19 protein-coding genes, 1 pseudogene and 1 riboswitch are annotated in these 19,760 nt (G+C 39.4%); of the genes and pseudogenes, 8 read left to right on the forward strand and 12 right to left on the reverse strand.

What is annotated here, in order from left to right; all coding sequences use genetic code 11:
* Nucleotides 1-2,467 (forward strand): penicillin-binding protein 1A (locus tag HMPREF3263_RS06585; protein WP_070853109.1); only part of this gene is annotated, 2,467 nt, incomplete at its 5' end.
* Nucleotides 2,468-2,591: 124 nt separating this feature from the next.
* On the opposite strand, the pseudogene HMPREF3263_RS06590 reads toward HMPREF3263_RS06585, so the two are convergent.
* The 8 genes and pseudogenes from HMPREF3263_RS06590 to HMPREF3263_RS06625 all read right to left on the reverse strand — a co-directional run bounded on the left by HMPREF3263_RS06590 (nt 2,592) and on the right by HMPREF3263_RS06625 (nt 8,944).
* Nucleotides 2,592-3,571: pseudogene (locus HMPREF3263_RS06590) on the reverse strand (MFS transporter).
* Complete coding sequence (gene thiE, locus HMPREF3263_RS06595; RefSeq protein ID WP_005697439.1) at nt 3,555-4,235, reverse strand: thiamine phosphate synthase; 681 nt, start codon at nt 4,233-4,235, stop codon at nt 3,555-3,557. Before thiE ends, HMPREF3263_RS06590 begins: the two are co-directional and overlap by 17 nt.
* A gap of 10 nt (nt 4,236-4,245) precedes the next feature.
* Entirely contained in the window at nt 4,246-5,055 is an 810-nt protein-coding gene (gene thiD / locus HMPREF3263_RS06600; protein WP_005697402.1) for a bifunctional hydroxymethylpyrimidine kinase/phosphomethylpyrimidine kinase, read from the reverse strand.
* Nucleotides 5,048-5,842, reverse strand: a complete 795-nt coding sequence (thiM, locus tag HMPREF3263_RS06605) for a hydroxyethylthiazole kinase (protein WP_070853110.1) — start codon at nt 5,840-5,842, stop codon at nt 5,048-5,050. Before thiM ends, thiD begins: the two co-directional genes overlap by 8 nt.
* A gap of 15 nt (nt 5,843-5,857) precedes the next feature.
* A complete protein-coding gene (gene tenA / locus HMPREF3263_RS06610; protein WP_005697457.1) occupies nt 5,858-6,505 on the reverse strand; it encodes a thiaminase II in 648 nt (215 codons plus the stop codon).
* Nucleotides 6,506-6,514: 9 nt separating this feature from the next.
* Nucleotides 6,515-7,459: an ABC transporter substrate-binding protein gene (locus HMPREF3263_RS06615; RefSeq protein ID WP_005697456.1), complete on the reverse strand. Its 945-nt coding sequence runs from the start codon at nt 7,457-7,459 to the stop codon at nt 6,515-6,517.
* A gap of 25 nt (nt 7,460-7,484) precedes the next feature.
* Nucleotides 7,485-8,222, reverse strand: coding sequence for an ABC transporter permease (locus tag HMPREF3263_RS06620; RefSeq protein ID WP_032803919.1), 738 nt, complete (start codon nt 8,220-8,222; stop codon nt 7,485-7,487).
* Nucleotides 8,222-8,944, reverse strand: coding sequence for an ABC transporter ATP-binding protein (locus HMPREF3263_RS06625; RefSeq protein ID WP_005697425.1), 723 nt, complete (start codon nt 8,942-8,944; stop codon nt 8,222-8,224). The genes HMPREF3263_RS06620 and HMPREF3263_RS06625 overlap by 1 nt, the downstream gene beginning before the upstream one ends.
* A gap of 74 nt (nt 8,945-9,018) precedes the next feature.
* Nucleotides 9,019-9,110: riboswitch (TPP riboswitch) on the reverse strand.
* 419 nt (nt 9,111-9,529) lie between these two features.
* On the opposite strand from HMPREF3263_RS06625, the gene HMPREF3263_RS06630 reads away from it, so the two are divergent.
* Nucleotides 9,530-10,375 (forward strand): 23S rRNA (adenine(2030)-N(6))-methyltransferase RlmJ, encoded by an 846-nt coding sequence (locus HMPREF3263_RS06630; RefSeq protein ID WP_005694725.1) that lies wholly within the window; start codon nt 9,530-9,532, stop codon nt 10,373-10,375.
* Nucleotides 10,376-10,410: 35 nt separating this feature from the next.
* On the opposite strand, the gene psiE is transcribed toward HMPREF3263_RS06630, so the two are convergent.
* The 4 genes from psiE to rpsU form a co-directional block, all read right to left on the reverse strand.
* Nucleotides 10,411-10,827 carry a phosphate-starvation-inducible protein PsiE gene (psiE, locus tag HMPREF3263_RS06635; RefSeq protein ID WP_005694726.1) on the reverse strand — a complete coding sequence of 139 codons (417 nt, stop codon included), beginning with the start codon at nt 10,825-10,827 and terminating at the stop codon, nt 10,411-10,413.
* Nucleotides 10,828-10,959: 132 nt separating this feature from the next.
* Nucleotides 10,960-12,849, reverse strand: coding sequence for an RNA polymerase sigma factor RpoD (gene rpoD / locus HMPREF3263_RS06640; protein ID WP_049371365.1), 1,890 nt, complete (start codon nt 12,847-12,849; stop codon nt 10,960-10,962).
* 69 nt (nt 12,850-12,918) lie between these two features.
* Entirely contained in the window at nt 12,919-14,703 is a 1,785-nt protein-coding gene (gene dnaG, locus HMPREF3263_RS06645) for a DNA primase (protein ID WP_065242944.1), read from the reverse strand.
* Nucleotides 14,704-14,840: 137 nt separating this feature from the next.
* Nucleotides 14,841-15,056 carry a 30S ribosomal protein S21 gene (gene rpsU / locus HMPREF3263_RS06650; protein ID WP_005694732.1) on the reverse strand — a complete coding sequence of 72 codons (216 nt, stop codon included), beginning with the start codon at nt 15,054-15,056 and terminating at the stop codon, nt 14,841-14,843.
* 218 nt (nt 15,057-15,274) lie between these two features.
* On the opposite strand from rpsU, the gene tsaD reads away from it, so the two are divergent.
* The 6 genes from tsaD to HMPREF3263_RS06680 all read left to right on the forward strand — a co-directional run bounded on the left by tsaD (nt 15,275) and on the right by HMPREF3263_RS06680 (nt 19,670).
* On the forward strand, nt 15,275-16,303 hold the full coding sequence (gene tsaD, locus HMPREF3263_RS06655; RefSeq protein WP_070592535.1) for a tRNA (adenosine(37)-N6)-threonylcarbamoyltransferase complex transferase subunit TsaD: 1,029 nt from the start codon (nt 15,275-15,277) through the stop codon (nt 16,301-16,303).
* Nucleotides 16,304-16,312: 9 nt separating this feature from the next.
* A complete protein-coding gene (locus tag HMPREF3263_RS06660) occupies nt 16,313-16,549 on the forward strand; it encodes a hypothetical protein (RefSeq protein ID WP_049357145.1) in 237 nt (78 codons plus the stop codon).
* A complete protein-coding gene (locus tag HMPREF3263_RS06665) occupies nt 16,549-17,130 on the forward strand; it encodes a thymidine kinase (protein WP_070592536.1) in 582 nt (193 codons plus the stop codon). Before HMPREF3263_RS06660 ends, HMPREF3263_RS06665 begins: the two co-directional genes overlap by 1 nt.
* A gap of 36 nt (nt 17,131-17,166) precedes the next feature.
* Nucleotides 17,167-18,387 (forward strand): aromatic amino acid transport family protein, encoded by a 1,221-nt coding sequence (locus HMPREF3263_RS06670; protein ID WP_070853111.1) that lies wholly within the window; start codon nt 17,167-17,169, stop codon nt 18,385-18,387.
* A gap of 275 nt (nt 18,388-18,662) precedes the next feature.
* Nucleotides 18,663-19,049: a YgiW/YdeI family stress tolerance OB fold protein gene (locus tag HMPREF3263_RS06675; protein WP_049369624.1), complete on the forward strand. Its 387-nt coding sequence runs from the start codon at nt 18,663-18,665 to the stop codon at nt 19,047-19,049.
* 57 nt (nt 19,050-19,106) lie between these two features.
* Nucleotides 19,107-19,670: a hypothetical protein gene (locus HMPREF3263_RS06680; protein WP_070853112.1), complete on the forward strand. Its 564-nt coding sequence runs from the start codon at nt 19,107-19,109 to the stop codon at nt 19,668-19,670.
* The last annotated feature ends 90 nt before the right edge of the window (nt 19,671-19,760 follow it).

Raw genomic sequence — 19,760 nt, forward strand, 5'->3', positions numbered from 1 at the left:
AATTTATACGGCTGATGGCAAATTGATCGGTGAAGTCGGTGAACAACGCCGTATTCCTGTGAAATTAGAAAATGTGCCTCAGCGTCTGCAAGATGCCTTCTTAGCGACAGAAGATAGCCGTTTTTATGAACATCACGGTTTAGACCCTATTGGTATTGCCCGTGCGATTTTTGTTGCCGTCAACAATGGTGGCGCCTCTCAAGGAGCAAGTACCATTACGCAACAACTTGCACGCAACTTCTTCTTAACCCCAGAAAAAACCATTATTCGTAAAGCCCGCGAAGCGGTATTAGCCATTGAAATTGAAAATGCCTTAAGCAAACAAGAAATCTTAGAACTTTATTTGAATAAAATTTTCTTAGGGTATCGTTCTTATGGCGTTGCAGCTGCTGCACAAACCTACTTTGGTAAAAACTTAGATGAATTAACGCTTTCTGAAATGGCAATCATTGCAGGCTTACCTAAAGCACCTTCTACAATGAATCCCCTTTATTCTCCAAAACGTGCCGAAGAACGCCGTAATGTGGTGTTAAGTCGAATGTTGGATGAAAACAAAATTACCAAAGCAGAATATGATGCAGCCATTAAAGAGCCAATCGTCGCAAGTTATCATGGAGCCAAATTTGAATTCCGTGCAGACTACGTGACTGAAATGGTCCGTCAAGAAATGGTGAAACGTTTTGGTGAGGAAGAGGCTTATACCAAAGGCTATAAAGTCTTCACGACAGTGCTTTCAAAAGATCAAGCGGAAGCACAAAAAGCCGTCCGTAATAACTTGATCGATTATGATATGCGTCATGGCTGGCGTGGCGGTGCACCACTTTGGAAAAAAGGTGAAGCCCCATGGGATAATGAACGCATTGTTGCTTTCTTGAAAAAATTACCTGATTCAGAACCATTCATTCCAGCAGCAGTAACCGCATTGGGTAAAAATGGGGCAGAATTGCTCTTAGCGAATAATGAAACGATGACGCTTTCTTCTAACGCAATGCGTTGGGCTGGTAAATCACCAGTTAAAGTAGGCGAACAAATTTGGATTCGCAAACGTGATAACGGTGAATGGATTTTAGGTCAAATTCCAGCGGCTAACTCTGCATTAGTTTCATTAAACTCTGATAATGGAGCCATTGAAGCCATGGTGGGAGGGTTCAGTTACGAACAAAGTAAATTTAACCGTGCAACGCAATCTTTAGTGCAAGTGGGTTCTTCGATTAAACCATTTATCTATGCCGCTGCATTAGAAAAAGGTTTAACGCTTTCAAGCGTATTGCAAGATAGTCCTATCTCTATTCAAAAACCAGGACAACCTCTGTGGCAACCGAAAAACTCACCTGATCGTTATGACGGCCCAATGCGTTTACGTGTAGGTTTAGGTCAATCTAAAAACATGATTGCGATCAGAGCATTACAAACTGCCGGCATTGATTTTACTGCTGATTTCTTACAACGTTTTGGATTCAAACGCGATCAATATTTTGCCAGTGAGGCGCTTGCATTAGGTGCTGCCTCTTTTACACCGCTTGAAATGGCTCGTGCTTATGCAGTATTTGATAATGGTGGTTTCTTAATTGATCCTTATCTTATCGAAAAAATTCAAGACAATACCGGTAAAGATTTATTTATTGCGAACCCGAAAATTGCTTGTATCACCTGCAATGACATTCCAGTAATTTATGGTGAAACAAAGGATAAAATCGATGGTTTCAAAGATGTTGCAGAAGTAGCTAATCCAGATAACCTAAAATCAGCACAAGGTAATAACAATACAGATACAGAAGAAGGTGATCAGCAACCAGAAAATGTACCAGATTTACCAGAAGTTCAAACATCAACATTAAATGATGGAGCTGTTGATTTGATGGCTGATGCGAAAGACGGTACCGCAAAGCAGGAATATGCGCCTCGCGTTATTAGTGGAGAATTAGCCTTCTTAATTCGTAGTGCATTAAATACTGCAATTTATGGTGAACAAGGTCTTGGTTGGAAAGGTACTAGCTGGCGTATTGCTCAAAGTATTAAGCGCAGCGATATTGGCGGTAAAACCGGTACCACCAATAGTGCGAAAGTTGCTTGGTATGCAGGTTTTGGTGCAGACTTAGTCACCACTACCTATGTCGGCTTCGATGATAACAAACGCGTATTAGGTAAAGGGGAAGCGGGTGCAAAAACAGCAATGCCTGCTTGGGTGGCTTATATGAAAGCCGCACTTTCTGATATACCTGAACGTCAACTTGCACTTCCACCAAACATTATGGAAAAAACCATTGATAGTAACTCTGGTTTACTGTCTGAAGGTGGTGGGCGTAAAGAATACTTCATCGTTGGTACCGAACCTAAACGTACTTATATTGCGGAAATGCAAGAGCGTGGATATTATGTTCCACCAGAGTTACAACAACGTTTAAATGGCGGAACTGGAAAAACCAAAGATGCAATTCCTGCAACGCAACCAGAAGAATTATTCTAGTGCTGGTTTAAATACTAAAAAGTATAGTTAATTTTAAATGCCTTTCCGATCTAAATTTGTGAAAGGCATTCTTTTACCCAAAATATTTTCCACGTTAGTGAAATTTTAAGTTTGATAAATTCATCTAGAGCAGTTGCCTATCTCTTGTTTCCTCAATAAACCATAACCCAATTAAACTCAATATAGCATTTAAGGTTAAGTAAATTCCAACACCTTTTAAGCCATAATTAGCATTCAATGGTAATGCAATAATTGCTGCTACACTGGCACCAAATAAGCCTGCAATATTGTAGGTTAAGGATGATCCGGTGTAACGAACGTGTGTAGGAAATAATTCTGGTAAGAAACTTGAAAGTGGTCCATAACCCATACCAATTAATCCCATTCCAGTGATTAAGAACCAAAACAAGCTCACAGTTGTTCCATTTTTTAGAAAATACGGTAAGGCTAAGCCAAAAAGAGCAACGCCAACAGTCGTCCAAATTAACCAAATTCTTCGTCCAACTTTATCTATATATTTACCCGAGATTGTAATGGTAATGGCGAGTGAAACGGAGCTAAACATTAATAAAGCAGTAAAAATTTGTGGCGAAAAACCTAATCCCATTACATAGCCAGCTTCCGATATGATTGGGGCAGATTTTGCATAAATTTGGCTGAAAGCGATCATAATATAAAAGAGCACGTAGCCTGATATGCAGATTAATATACCTAAGAAAAATGGTTTGAAATGATTAACCATTACCTCCATCATCGGTAAAGTTTTCGATTTAGATTCATCAAGTACAGCGAGAAATATTGGTGCTTCAGTAAGTTTTAATCGCACAAACACCCCAACCGCGACTAATACACAAGAAAAAAGAAATGGAATTCGCCATGCCCAGTCTATCACTGTTGTTTGTCCGAGAATATTAGTGATCAATAAAAAGACACCGTTGGCAAGTAATAACCCGAGTGGTGCACCTAGTTGCGGAAAAATTGATGATTGAAAATCAATACGGCAGCCATTGCGTAAATGTAGTTATCAAAATATTCAATCGCCGTGCCTATCATTGTTGCCATTGCTACTTGTTTTAAGCTATTTGGATTATTGGTTGCTTGCATTACTTTCTTCCTTTAGGGCTTGAGTTGCTACTTTTATATCATTCGTTTGAGTTATAGCCGTGATAACTGCAACACCATCAGCTCCGTATTTCCGTAAGGTTTTTACATGTTCTCGTTTTACGCCACCAATCGCCACAAGAGGTTTGGTGATTCCTGCTTCCCTCAAGGTTTGAATGAACGTCATTCCAAGAGTTGGTTTAGGATTCTCTTTTGACTGAGTCGGAAAAATTGGACCAATACCGAAATAATCAATTTCAGATAATTCTTCTCCAATTTTTGCTTCATCTAAACGGTTAACAGACCAACCAATAATCAATGGTTTATGAGCCCTTGCTCTAACTATTGTTACAGGAGTATCACTTTGCCCAACATGAACTCCATCCGCTTCAATTTCTAATGCCAAATCGACATTGTCATCCACAATAAATGGCACATTATATTGACGGCATAAGTCTCGACACTTAATGGCTAAGGAGCGCTGTTCATCTGGCGAATTTTCGAGTGAGAATTTACCTTTATCGCGAAATTGAAAACAGGTAATACCACCATCTAAAGCTTGTTTAAGAACAGAAAGCAAGTTATCTGCTGGATTATCACCTAAATGTCGGCAATCTTGTGTGCCTGCTACAAAATAGAGCAGTAAAATTTCCCGAATATTTTTCATCTTTCAATCCTTAAATACGACTGTAAGCCCAATGATTTGTTGGTCCATGTCCATGACCAATATTCAATGGGTGAGATATAGCTGCAGTGATAAAATCTTTAGCGGTTTTCACCGCACTTTTTAATGGTGCACCTTTGGCTAATTCTGCCGTTAAGCAGGCTGAAAAAGTACAACCTGTGCCATGAGTATGTCGTGTATCAAAACGCGGGCTTTCTAAAATAAAATGTTCACCATTTTGTAAAAGAATCCAATCTTGGCATTGCGGACTTTGTGAATTGAGCGAATGTCCTCCTTTAATAATCACATTCTTTGCACCTTGTTTTTGCAAGTCTAACGCGGCTTGTTGAATGCTGGCTGTATCAGAAATTTTGAGGCCTGTTAACGCTTCTGCTTCGAGAATATTAGGTGTAATCACGTCGGCTAGTGGTAATAAATGTTTGATTAATGCGAAAACTGCTTGTTGTTGCAATAAAGGCGCCCCACCTTTCGCAATCATCACGGGATCAACTACTAATGTGCCAAATGGGCGATGACTTAAAAAATCAGCAACACATTCAATAATATCTGCTGTACCAAGCATACCAATTTTGGTACTTGCAATCTGAAAGTCATTTTTTACCGCTTCCAGTTGCGCTTGAATTGTTTTCAGTGGAACAGGGTGAATATCAAATACGCCAAGTGTGTTTTGTGCAGTAACCGCAGTAATCACTGAAGTGCCAAATACGCCTTGCATTTGAAAGGTTTTAAGATCTGCTTGAATTCCAGCACCACCGCCACTGTCAGAACCAGCAATAGTCAACGCTTGTGCGATGTTAGACATATTTCACCTCCGCATTTTGTTCTATTAGATCAGGTGTCAAGGTAGCCAATTCATCAAGTAAGCGAATTTGGAACTGACCAACTTGGATGGTTAAGTTTTTAGCCGCAATCTCCCCTGCAACGGTGTAAGCTGCACAGGCTTCGATTGTTGCTGAAAAGTGTTTTCCTTCATCAACGGCTAAAAATGCTGCGCATACTGCACTTAATAAACAACCCGATGCGGTGACTTTTGGAAATAGCGGAGTTCCATTATGGACTGTGGCCATTTGTTGTCCATCACTGATAATATCGACTTCTCCACTAATCAACACTGTACAGTCATAGCGTTGTGCAACACGTTGAGCAACTTCTTGTAGATTTGTTTCACCTTGTCCTGCATCCACGCCTTTCGCTTGCCAGTCTTCACCTGCAATCGCTGCAAGTTCACCGGCGTTACCTCGAATTAAGGCAAATTTCACTTCCGCCAATAACTGACGGACAGTTTCTTGTCGGTAACGAGTGGCGCCCACTCCAACTGGGTCAAGCACGACAGGAGTGCCTATTGAATTAGCTGTTTTACCTGCTAGTAACATGGCATCTCGCTCTTGACCAATGACTGTACCGATATTGATGACTAATGCTTGGCTGATTTTTGGTAGTTCAACCATTTCTTCAATATTAGCAGACATCAATGGTGAAGCACCCAAAGCGAGTAAACCGTTGGCACTAAAATTTGCTGCAACAATATTGGTAATATTATGAATCAATGGATTCTGTTCACGAATTTTTGATAAATAAACTGATTTCATTTTACACCTTCATTTTTATGCTAAATCTAATCCCATTTGCCAAAATCCGATTTCCATTCGAGTGGCTGTGGTAAAAATCTGTTGAATATTGGTTAACTGAGAATCATTAAGTGGCTCACAAAGTGCGGTAAGAAAATCAACAGTTTCTTGTGCGGCTTGTTGATATTCTGGTGCAGAGTATGCGTCAATCCACGCTTGATAAGGATTGCTTGGTAGTTTTGGATAATTTTCTGTGATGTAGCGGGCGACTTGTGCGTAACCTAAAGCACAAGGCGTAACAGCTGCATAAAGTTCGGGTAAACCGCCCGTCATTCCACAATCAAGCAAGTAGCGTGTATAGGAAATACATGCCGCACTTTCTGGTGTTTGGAATATCTCCTGTTCACTAATATCCCATTGTCGGCAGTAATCCAAATGTAATTGGATTTCTTGACAAAGAATGTCGAGCGTTTTACGCGGCATGTCCATTTCGGCAAAATTTCTCGCCTTGAAGACGCCCAAAGCAAAAGCACGGCTGTAATGGAAAAGATAGATGTAATCTTGTTTTAAATAGTGTTGAAAACAAGCTTTTGGTAAGGTACCTTGTGCAAGTTGTTGCACAAATTCATGCTCAACATATTGCTTCCAATAAGGTTGCGTTTGCTGAATTAGTTGGTTGATCATCATTTTCCCTTACTGTAATTCGACAGCATAGTCTTTCAATTCAAGTGCTTTTGGAATCAAGCCTTTTTGATACATAAATTCCGCCATTTGTTGATAACGTTTGGCATCCAATTGACGAGGTTTCGTTGCTAATAAAGGCAAGGTATCTTTCCACGCTAATTGATTTAATTCTGTATTGAGTTCTTTTGGCTTATGATTCACAAAAGCTTGCCATGCTTCATCTGGATGGCTTTGTAGATAGGCTGTAGCTTGTTCAAGTGCGGTCAAAAAAGCGGAAATTTTTTTAGAAGCAAGATTTTTCTTGTTAGCCACTAAAATCAATTCATCATAAGCCGGCACACCATATTGTTCTGGGAAAAATGCGACGCCTTCTTGTTTTTCTAAATGGATCTGATTCAGCTCGAAATTACGAAATGCCCCGATGACCGCATCGACTTGCCCGGTTAAAAGAGAAGGGGAAAGCGACCAATTCACATTCACCAATTTTACGTCTTGGTTGCTGAGTCCGATGGCGTGGAACATGGTATCGAGTAATACATCCTCAAAGCCACTGACTGAATAGCCTACTTTTTTCCCTTTCAGATCGGCAAGCGTTTTGATCTTACTATTTTTGAGCACTACTACGCTATTTAATGGGCTGGAAATCAGGGAGCCGACACGCACTAAAGGTAATCCTTCTGCAACTTGTTGATAAAGTTGAGGTTGATAATTAATGGCTAAATCCACTTTTCCTGCTGCAACTAATTTAGGCGGTAATGATGGATCTGCTGGTTCGATAATTTCGACGTCTAAGTTATTTTTTTCAAAAAAGCCTTTTTGTTGCGCCACGATGATCGCTGCGTGATCAGGGTTCACATACCAATCAAGCATTAAGCTAATTTTCTCTCTTGCTAAACTGGTAAAACTGGCGGTGAGTCCAATTAAAAGACTGAAATAACATATGATTTTCTTCATTTTTGTCTCCTTGTGTCATGAAGAATTAAACGTGCCAAATAAAACGGCGTAGTAGCCAATCAATGCTGAAATATAAAGAAAGTGAAATTGCCACTAATATCAGTAACGCAGCAAACATTAAATCCACCTGCATACGAGCGTTTGCGTGAATCATCAAATAGCCAAGCCCTTCTGATGAACCTACCCATTCTCCAATTACAGCACCAATTGGTGCGACAGAAACAGCAATGCGAAAGCCAGATGCAAATGCAGGCAATGCGGCAGGTAAGCGTACTTTGAGTAATAAACGTAAAGGGGAAGGTTTGAACGTTTTGGCGAGATCGAGCCAAGCTTGAGGTGTATTGCGTAAGCCATCGTAACAAGCTGCAGTTACAGGAAAATAGATAATGAGAATAGCCATAACAATTTTTGATGGCATACCATAACCTAGCCAAAGTACGAGTATCGGAGCGATAGCAAAAACAGGAATTGCTTGAGAAATCACTAAAACTGGTAACAGTAATGACGATGTTTTAGGTGAAAAAGAGAGTAACAGGGCTGATGATAATCCAAAAAGAAAACCCAGTAGCAGCCCTAAGCCAATTTCAATTAAGGTGATTAGTGTATGCTGCCAAAGTAGTTCTGAATGAGAAACTAATTGATACCATACGGATTGAGGAGAAGGAAATATGTAATGTGGAAAATTACCTAATACGTCAATAAGTTGCCAGAGACACAGCAATATAATTCCAATAAAGAGCGGTTTAAGAAGGCTAATTTTCATCATTTCCCCCCTAATAACTCATTTAATAATTTTTGTTGGAGCACCCACAAATTTTCTTGGTTAAGTTCTCGTGGTGCTTTACCTTCAGGTTTTATAACATCAGATAATGCGGGTTGATTAGGCTGCGGTGAGCGTAATACAAAAATACGCTGGCTTAAGCGTAATGCTTCTTGAGGATCATGTGTAACCAATAACACTGATTTATCTTTTAATAATTCATAGGTCAAGTTTTGTAATTGGTAACGACTAATCGCGTCAAGGGCAGAGAAAGGTTCATCAAGTAAAATTAAATCAGCATTTTGCATTAATACTCGAGCGAGAGCCACTCTTTGTTTCTGTCCTCCAGATAATTGAGTACAGCTTTTATGAAGATGTTCTGACATGCCTACTTGTTCAAGTAGTACTTTTACTTGATGAGTTGTGTTTGCAGATTTATTCCCAAATAGTACGTTTTCTAATTGGACGTTATCAACAATTGAAAGCCAGGGATAAAGGGTATCTTTTTGTGGTAGCCATGCTACTCGAATATTAGGATGAAAGATGATATTGCCTTGAACTTTCCCTTGTGCTCCAAGACCTGCAATTAATCTCAAAAGCGTTGATTTACCTACACCAGAGTAACCAAGTAAACTGACCCACTCATTAGGCAAAAGCGTTAAATCAAGGTGTTCAAATAGTACTTGCTCTCCCAAAGCAAGACTAAGATCCTGAATATGCACCATCGCATTAACCTAAGGATTAACGACTAAAGGTAACGATATAAAAGGAATGAAAATTGGTATGAAGAATAAGAAAGTATTTTGGCATATTAGTTTCCTACGTCAGTGCTAACTGTTTCAGGTTCACGGGTATCATCTCAGCCACCTTGTGGCACCCCGACTAAAATTTGAGAGGATTTTATATCGCAATTAAGAATAAAACAATAGGAAATGGCATTAACTTTAGTTTAGTTTTTTTGTTTAGTCCTCAAGAGTCAATTTAAACAATGAAAATAATAAGTTAAATTATATACTCACTTTTCAAGTGTTATATTCAAATTTCTAGAAATTACATCTTATCTTGTAAAGTAAGACAACAAAAGTATTTATAATAAAAAACTAGATTCTCTATAAGCATATAATATATTATTAACCTTTCAATTTGCTTTCCCATAAGTTGCCGGATTATAAAAATTTCTGTCATCATGAATATCCCCTTGAATTCAAAGCCCTTCAAAGGTTTTAGTGTTTCAAGTGATAATATTTTTTCTACAGAAAAGTTATACCATCAATCTTGAGCGTACTTTTCCTCATCATAAAGGAGAAACTATGTTAAGTTATCGCCACAGTTTTCATGCTGGCAACCACGCAGATGTGCTTAAACACATTGTATTAATGCTGATTCTAGAAAATCTTTCACTAAAAGAAAAAGGCTTCTACTATCTTGATACCCATTCAGGAGTCGGTCGTTATCGTTTAAGCTCAAATGAATCAGAAAAGACGGGCGAATATAAAGAAGGAATAGGCAGACTTTGGGAAAGAACAGATTTACCCGAAGAAATTACTCGCTATGTGGAAATTATTAAGAAGCTCAATTATGGCGGCAAAGAATTACGCTATTATGCTGGGTCGCCAATGATTGCCGCCCAATTATTGCGTTCACAAGATCGCGCTTTGCTCACCGAATTACATCCGAGCGATTTTCCATTATTGCGCAATAATTTCAAAGAATTTAAGAATATCACCACAAAATCAGAAAATGGTTTCCAACAACTCAAAGCCACGCTTCCACCAAAAGAGCGCCGTGGTTTAGTGCTTATTGATCCACCTTATGAATTAAAAGAAGATTATGATTTGGTGGTGAAAGCGATAGAAGAAGGTTATAAACGCTTTGCGACAGGCACTTATGCAATTTGGTATCCAGTAGTACTACGCCAACAAACAAAACGCATATTTAAAGGATTAGAAGCGACGGGAATTCGTAAAATATTGAAATTTGAATTGGCAGTTCGCCCTGATAGCGATCAACGTGGTATGACCGCAAGTGGAATGGTGGTGATTAACCCGCCTTGGCAATTAGAACAGCAAATGAAAGCTATTTTGCCTTATTTGACCCAAACTCTTGTCCCTGAAGGTACGGGAAGTTGGACAGTGGAATGGATTGTGCCGGAATAATCCATTCCAAAATCTCGGTCAAAACGACCGCGCTTTTAAATTTTAATTTTATTGGAATACAACACTAAACAAAGTGCAATAACCATAATTAAAATCGCGCCTGCGAATAAGATGGTATCAACGGAGCTCTCATGATTCACGATAATCAGGCGCAACATGGCGGTAATCCCCGCATAAATAAAATATCGCAAAGGAAAGTGATAGCCACTTTTAAAATATTGCACAATAAGACCAATAAAACCGAAATATAAGAAAAACATCACAGCTTGTTCAGCAACATCATAAGGCACTACACTCGATGTATTAAATACCATGATCGCTAACGTATATGTAATTTTAGCTAATGCAATAATCAATACTACAGCTAAAGCAATAAGTGAAAAACTTAATACCACTTTTAATACACCTGTAACCACGCGAGGTAGTTTTTCGAGTTCTTGAGATTCTTCCATAAAGTTCCTTTTTTGTTTTTAAATGAAGAAAGGCGCGTATTTTAAAGGAATGTGATTTTGCGGTAAATAACCAAATTTAATCAAATAAAAAAGGCAGAGATCTCTGCCTTTTCTTTTTATATAAATAAACAATTACTCATCCAAGAAACTTCTTAATGTCTCAGAACGGCTAGGATGACGTAATTTACGCAATGCTTTCGCTTCAATCTGACGAATACGCTCACGAGTTACATCAAATTGTTTACCCACTTCTTCGAGTGTATGGTCGGTATTCATATCAATACCAAAACGCATACGTAATACTTTCGCTTCACGAGGTGTTAAGCCTTCTAACACTTCATGAGTCGCTACTTTTAAGCTTTGTGCGGTTGCAGAATCTAATGGCAATTCAAGAGTTGAATCCTCAATAAAATCACCTAAATGTGAATCATCGTCATCACCGATTGGGGTTTCCATAGAAATAGGTTCTTTCGCGATTTTAAGCACTTTACGGATTTTATCTTCTGGCATCCCCATGCGTTCAGCGAGCTCTTCTGGCGTCGCCTCACGTCCCATTTCTTGTAGCATTTGACGAGAAATACGATTTAATTTGTTAATCGTTTCAATCATATGAACAGGGATACGGATTGTACGCGCTTGATCCGCGATCGAACGAGTAATTGCCTGACGAATCCACCAAGTTGCATAAGTTGAAAATTTATAACCACGACGATATTCAAATTTATCTACTGCTTTCATCAAACCAATATTCCCTTCTTGAATTAAATCCAAGAATTGCAAACCACGGTTGGTATATTTTTTCGCAATAGAAATGACCAAACGTAAGTTAGCTTCAACCATTTCTTTTTTCGCACGGCGAGCTTTTTGTTCACCACGAGATACCGCATCGCAAATCTCACGCATTTGTTGGATGGTCAGATTAGTATGCTGTTCAATATTCGCTAAATTATCTAAAGATAAACGGATACGCTCTTCATATTTTGGTAAGCGTTTTGCCCAAGCCTTCGTGGATTTTAATGCTTTTTCTACCCACGTATCATTGCTGCCATTAGCAACAATAAGTGCCTCAAATTCATCTTTTGGCATACCCGCAATATCAACTAATACTTTCTGCAGTTGACGCTCTTCTGCACGTACACGTTTTATCATATTTTTCATTGATAAAACAAGCACATCAAATTGTTTTGGCACTAAACGGAATTGTTTAAAAATATCTGCGAGTTGAGCAATTTGATCTTTTGCACGTTTACCACTACGTCCATGTTTTGCTATAGTCGCCAATGTTTTGGTGTGTTGCTCTCTTAAGGCCGCAAATCTTTCACGAGCAACTTCAGGATCTATGCTATTGTCAGAGTCGCTGTCATCTGAACTTGAGCTGCTATCACTTTCATCTTCCTCATCGCTCTCATCATCAACGTCTACAGCAGATTCAGCACTTTCATCTTCATCGGCAAAATGCTCATCAATATTTGCCGTTTCCTCTTCAGCAATATTGGGGTCAACAAAGCCTGTGATTAAATCAGCTAAGCGATAATTACCCGCTTCAACTTGGTCATAATGATCTAATAATTCAGTTAACGCTTCTGGGTATGCAGCAATTGCTGTCTGAACTTCATCAATCCCTTCTTCAATACGTTTTGCAATGCTGATTTCATCTTCACGGGTAAGAAGATCAACCGTTCCCATTTCACGCATATACATACGCACAGGATCGGTTGTACGGCCGATTTCAGATTCCACATTTGACAAAATCTGTGTTGCTTCTTCCACTGCATCTTCATCCGGAATCGTGTCATTCAACATCATTTCGTCACTTTCCGGCGCTTCATCAAGAACCGGAATACCCGCATCATGCTGTAAAGTCTGCAACAACTTATCGTAATACTCTGGATCGATCACATCTTCCGGAAGTAAGTCATTAATCTCCGCATAGGTTAAATAACCTTGCGTACGACCTAATTCCATAAGCTGTTCAATTTGTTCTGAATATTGCTCTGCGGTAGATTGTTGATTTTGTTCCATTTTTATTCCCGTTTTGCGTTATTTTTGGAAGATAAAAGCCCTTGTTTTGAACAGGAGATTTTACCATTGTTATGACGGATTAACTAACTGTTTTTTCTGCTCTTCTTTTCCCTTGAGCAAATTCACTAAAATTGCTCGTTCTTGGTCAGTTAAGCCTTCCGCCCTTTCTTTTGCAATCAGCATTTCAATGTCACGTTCAATCGCTTGAATATTCAATCGACGATAGTTTTGAGAGAATGCATTAATGATTTCTAAGTCATCTAATAGATGATCCCAAGAGGCTAATATTTCAAGAGGCTTACTGAATTCTGTATCACGAAAATATTCTAAGATTTGCCCCGTTGTAATACCTTCTCTTTCACGACAAAGTGCGGTCAATTTTTCAAGTAATTCATAACCCGCTTCATGCTTTAAGGCTTGCAAACCGACATCCGAAATACGATTTACTAATTGTGAATTCTGTAACAACAGCGAAATCACCACGCGCATTGGCGTTTTCTTAATGGTTTTTTGTGGCGTTTTAGGTTTTGGGGCTGCCTTGTCTATTTGATTTGGTATTAAGCTTTCAAGCTGTGATTGATCAAAGATACCAAGCTTTTGCGCCAACATATTCCGCAATGAAAGACGCAGCATATCACCAGGAATTTGACGAATTAAAGGCACCGCGAGTGCCACTAATTTGCCTCGTCCTTCTTGCGTCGAGAAATCTACTTGTGGACTTAAATGCGCGAATAAGAATTCTGTGAGAGACTGAGCTTGATCAATATATTCTTCAAACTTTTCTTTACCATATTGACGAATATAAGTATCCGGATCTTCTCCATCTGGCAGAAAAATAAACTTGATTTGTCGTCCATCTTCCAGATAAGGCAAAGCGTTTTCAAGTGCGCGCCAAGCGGCATCACGCCCTGCTCTATCACCATCGTAGCAGCAAATGACTTGCTCTGTTGAACGGAACAATAATTGAATTTGCTCTGAAGTCGTTGATGTCCCGAGAGATGCTACTGCATAATCGACACCAAATTGCGCTAATGCCACCACATCCATGTAACCTTCAACCACCAGTAGTTTTTCTGGCTCATCATTGATTTGTAAAGCTTCATATAAACCATAAAGCTCATTACCTTTATGATACGTAATGGTTTCGGGGGAGTTCAAATACTTAGGTTTTTCATCCGTTAAAACACGTCCACCAAAAGCAACTGTTCGACCACGTTTATCCCGAATTGGAAACATAATGCGATTACGGAATTTATCGTACACGTTGCCACGATCGTTGCGAGAAAGCATACCTAAATCGAATAGCTTTTTCTGCTCTTCTCGATTTTTACCGAATTGACGCAACACCGTATCCATCGCATTGGGCACATAACCGATTTGAAAACGCTCGATAATTTCTGGCGATAAACCACGTTGCTGAAGATAGATTTGAGCAGGAATATTTAGCGGGAGTTGAGCTTGATAAAACGACGCAATCTCTTGCATCAAATCGTATAAATTACGTTTTGTTTGATAGCTCACATCCGGTTTATTGCCGAATTGGTTTGGACGTTTTTCATAAGGCACTTCAAGTCCTGCCGAAGCGGCAAGTTCTTCAACAGCTTCAACAAATTCTAATTTGTCATAATCCATTAAAAATGAAATCGCATTGCCTTTCGCGCCACAGCCAAAGCAATAATAGAATTGTTTTTTTTCACTTACTGTGAAGGATGGTGTTTTTTCGTGATGAAACGGACAGCAAGCTTGATAATCTCGTCCCGCTTTTTTGAGTTTCACGCGTGCATTAATCACATCGACAATATTCGATTTTGTGAGCAGATCATCAATAAACTGGCGTGGAATTGAGCCTTTCATTGCCTTGCCTCCTTGAATACGATGCGAAAGTGCGGTTGATTTTGCGTGACTTTTTTTCGATGAATTTAAAGCAACAAAACCGTGATACCCAAAAGGTTTCACGGTTTGTCTTAACTCGAGTTAGAAAATACTACAAATTAGTATAAACGGGTATTGCGCGCGTTTTCGCGAGCGTTACGTTTAGCGTGACGTTTAGCAAGTGTTGCTTTTTCACGTTTACGGATTGTAGTTGGTTTTTCATAGAATTCACGAGCGCGAACTTCTGCTAAAATACCAGCTTTTTCGCAAGAGCGTTTGAAACGACGTAAAGCTACGTCGAATGATTCGTTTTCACGTACTTTAATTACAGGCATAAGCCAATCACCTCAATGAGTTTAATTTAATTGCAATTTTAAATTTTTATTACTGCCGAATGAACGGCAAATTCAATAAAGGACGCAATTCTAATCGATCTTCCCTGCAAAAGCAAAGGAAAGATCGCCTATTTGCTGAAAATTTGGCGTTTGAACTGGTTTAAGCGGGCTAAACAAGGTAAAATCTTTGCCAATTTTTTTAATAAAATGAGAATAAAATGCGTATTTTAGGAATCGAAACCTCCTGTGATGAAACAGGTGTCGCAATTTATGATGAAGATAAAGGCTTAATTGCTAATCAGCTCTACACGCAAATTGCCTTGCATGCGGATTACGGCGGTGTGGTGCCAGAGCTAGCTTCCCGCGATCACATTCGCAAAACGGCGCCATTAATTAAAGCTGCATTAGAAGAAGCCAATTTAACCGCAGATCAAATCGATGGTATCGCTTATACAAGCGGTCCGGGTTTAGTGGGTGCGTTATTAGTGGGCGCAACAATTGCTCGTTCACTAGCTTATGCTTGGAATGTGCCCGCTATTGGCGTACATCACATGGAAGGTCATCTACTTGCTCCAATGCTTGATGAAAACCGACCGCACTTTCCATTCATTGCCCTCTTAGTTTCAGGTGGACACACACAATTAGTGCGCGTTGATGGAGTAGGGAAATATGAAGTCATTGGCGAATCCATTGATGATGCGGCAGGCGAAGCCTTTGATAAAACCGCGAAATTATTAGGATTAGATTATCCTGGCGGTGCGGCACTTTCACGTTTAGCCGAAAAAGGATCAAAAGATCGCTTTGTATTCCCTCGACCAATGACGGATCGACCTGGTCTTGATTTTAGCTTTTCAGGTTTAAAAACCTCAGCGGCTAACACTATTAATCAGGCGATCAAACAAGAAGGTGAATTAACCGAACAAACCAAAGCAGATATTGCCTTTGCCTTCCAAGATTCCGTCGTGGATACACTTGCAATTAAATGTAAACGTGCCTTAAAAGAAACCGGCTATAAGCGTTTAGTGATTGCTGGCGGGGTGAGTGCAAACAAAAAATTACGTGAAACCCTTGGCACAATGATGAAAAATCTTGGTGGTGAAGTATTTTATCCGCAACCTCAATTTTGTACCGATAATGGCGCCATGATTGCCTATACGGGCTTTTTACGCTTAAAACAAGGTCAGCATAGCGATCTCGCCATTGATGTTAAACCTCGTTGGGCAATGACTGAACTCCCTGCAATTTAAGGAAAAAATATGGAAAATATGATTAAAGTGAGAGCCATGCGTGCAGCCGGTATCGCTTGTTTTTTAGTGCTCGCGATTATTGGCGCATGGATTTTTACCACACCAAGTGGTGATATCGTTAGCGCGCTTTCAGCTGCCGGAAAAATGGTTGGCGGTGGTGCAACTTACGGTACCTTTATGCTCGCAGCCTGTCCACCTGTTGCAGGATTTATTGCCTATTATTTCTGGAAATGGGTGATTAAATAATGGCAAAACTCTATTTTTACTACTCTACAATGAATGCGGGCAAATCAACTACGTTGCTGCAGTCTTCCTATAACTACCGTGAACGCAATATGAACACCATGGTTTATACGGCAGCCATTGATGACCGCTTTGGAACAGGCAAAGTCACGTCGCGTATTGGTATTCATGAAGATGCGAATTTATTTACATCAACGAGTGACCTTTTTGCCGAAGTGAGCCAACGTTTACAAGAAGAAAAAATTCATTGTGTTTTAGTTGACGAAGCCCAGTTTTTAACGAAACAACAAGTGTATCAATTAAGCGATGTCGTAGATAAACTGAAAATTCCTGTGCTTTGTTATGGCTTGCGTACCGACTTCCAAGCAGAGCTATTTGAAGGCAGTAAGTATTTACTTGCTTGGGCAGATCAACTAGAAGAACTAAAAACTATCTGTTATTGTGGGCGCAAAGCCAATTTCGTTTTACGTTTAAATGAACAAGGTGAAGTCATTAAGGAAGGGGAACAAATCCAAATTGGTGGAAACGACTCTTACCTTTCGGTTTGCCGCTATCATTACAAAGAAAAGTGCGGTCAGCTTTAACCTCGTTTTTCAATTTTATACTCGGAGGACAATTTTATGCTAAAAAACAAAACATTCGGCAGTGCCTTAATCATTGCAGGCACGACCATCGGAGCGGGGATGCTCGCGATGCCATTAACCTCTGCCGGTATTGGTTTTGGTTACACCGTTTTCTTATTGGTCGGCTTATGGGCACTTTTGGTTTACAGCGGTTTGCTTTTTGTTGAAGTCTATCAAACTGCCGATCGCTTGAATGATGGCGTAGCGACCCTCGCGGAGAAATACTTCGGCATCACAGGGCGTGTCTTAGCCACCTTTAGTTTGCTCATTTTACTTTATGCCCTTTCTGCGGCCTACATCACCGGTGGTGGTTCATTATTATCGGGTTTTCCAACCGCTTTTGGCTTTGAAAGTCTTTCCTCCGAACTTTCAATCATTTTATTTACCGTCGTACTCGGTGTCTTTGTGGTTGTAGGTACAAGAGGCGTTGATGGTGCCACTCGCATTCTGTTCATCGGTAAATTAATTGCCTTTGCTTTCATGTTATTCATGATGTTACCCAAAGTGTCTGTCGATAACCTGATGGCCTTACCTTTAAATTATGCTTTCGTGATCTCTGCGGCGCCAATTTTCTTTACCTCTTTTGGCTTCCACATCATCATGGGCAGCGTAAACAGCTATTTAGATGGTAGTGTTACTCAATTCCGTAAAGCGATTTTAATTGGTACAGCCATTCCACTTATGGCTTATTTAGTGTGGCAATTAGCGACTCACGGCGTATTAAGTCAAAATGAATTCGTGCAAGTGTTACAAGCAGATCCAACCCTTAACGGCTTAGTCAATGCAACACGTCAAATCACGAACTCCCACATCATGGGCGAAATCGTGCGTGTATTCTCTGCACTTGCTTTAATCACTTCTTTCCTAGGTGTGATGCTAGGGGTATTTGAAGGTTTAGGCGATTTATTTAAACGTTATAGATTACCACACAACCGTTTAACACTGACTATCGCCGCTTTCACACCACCACTTGCGTTCGCCTTGTATTATCCTGAAGGCTTTATTGCCGCATTAAGCTATGCGGGTTTACTCTGCGCATTCTACTGCTTGATTTTGCCTATCGGACTGGCATGGAAAACACGTCAAGCGAATCCCAATCTGCCTTATCGTGTAATCGGTGGAAACGTAACCTTAGTGATAGCCTTAGTAATTGGCGTAATCATTATGATCGTACCATTCTTAATTCAAGCAGGTTATTTACCTGCAGTAGCAGGCTAAAGTGCGGTAGATTTCCAAGGCATTTTTCTCATAAAAGTAGGGCTTAAACGCCCTATTTTTTTATTTTCAAAAAATTTTCATTTTTTTACCTCTCTTAATCTTTCCTTAAGATTCTCTTGTTTAAATACACTCATCGAAAGGCAAACAATCCAATCGATAAATAAATCTGAAAAATGTTAATCACTTAAGAAAAGATTAAGATTTGAATGATTTAATACATCTGAAAGCAAAGCTTTCAACTTACTTTATGATTATCTTATTTAGGAGAACAAACTATGAAAAAATTACTTACTGTTGCAGCTATCGCATTATCTTCTGTTGCCGTATATAACACCGCAATAGCACAAGGATTTAATGATGGTCACAAGCACAACCTCCAACAAGGTTTTGTCGATGAAAGTGTTATTGTAAAAACCGTTGATGATGCATTAAATGCCAATGATGACACTCCAGTTCGTTTAGACGGACAAATTGTAAAACAAATTGGTAAAAAGGATTTCTTATTTAAAGACGCAAGTGGAAAAGAAATTCAAATTGAAGTCAGCAAAAAAGCATGGAATGGTGAAACGATAGCACCTCAAGATAACATTCAAATTATTGGTAAAGTCGATAAAGAATGGAATAAAACAGAAGTGGATGTGAAACAAATCATCAAAAAATAAGTAACAAAATGACCGCACTTTTCTTAAGTGCGGTTAAAAATCCCAAAGGAGAAGAAAATGGAAAACGTACAAACAATGTCAGATCTTATGCAGCAAATTCAACAACGAATTGATTCAATAAAAGCCTCTGCCATGCAGCAACAAACAGAAATGAAACAGTCATTAAATGAATGTATTGAACAAAGTGAAGCCATTCAAAATCAATTAGTTCAAAGCCAACAGCAATTAACATCACAATTGGAATACGGCACGGCAGTATTAATTGAATTGGAACAAGGGTTACAGCTAGATTTCAGTACAGAAATCGCCGAATTTGAACAGTTGTGTCAAAATGAAACCGCCGATACGACAGAATTAATGCAACGATTGGAACAGCATGTACAGGAAAAAATCACGTTCCAATTAAACGAATTAAAAGCCAAAACAGGTATAGCCTTACAAGAGATTGGTCAGGTGACACTCCATATTAAGCAGTTATTTGGGGCAGAAAAAAGTGCTAAAGTGAAAGGGTTGGCAAAATTAAAACAACGTTTATATAAACGTTTTGGTAAACAGATTATTGCTTCAAAAGAATGCTTGGCAAAACAACTGGAACGTGGAGCCAGTAAATTAAGAGCTTAAAATGTCCGCTATCGTTTATTAAGAAGAAAAGTTAAACCGCACTTAATCTTGAGATGAGATGAAGTGCGGTCATTTTTTTAGTTTTTTTTT

It is taken from the genome of Haemophilus sp. HMSC61B11 (assembly GCF_001838615.1).
Taxonomy (GTDB): Bacteria; Pseudomonadota; Gammaproteobacteria; order Enterobacterales; family Pasteurellaceae; genus Haemophilus_D; species Haemophilus_D parainfluenzae_AD.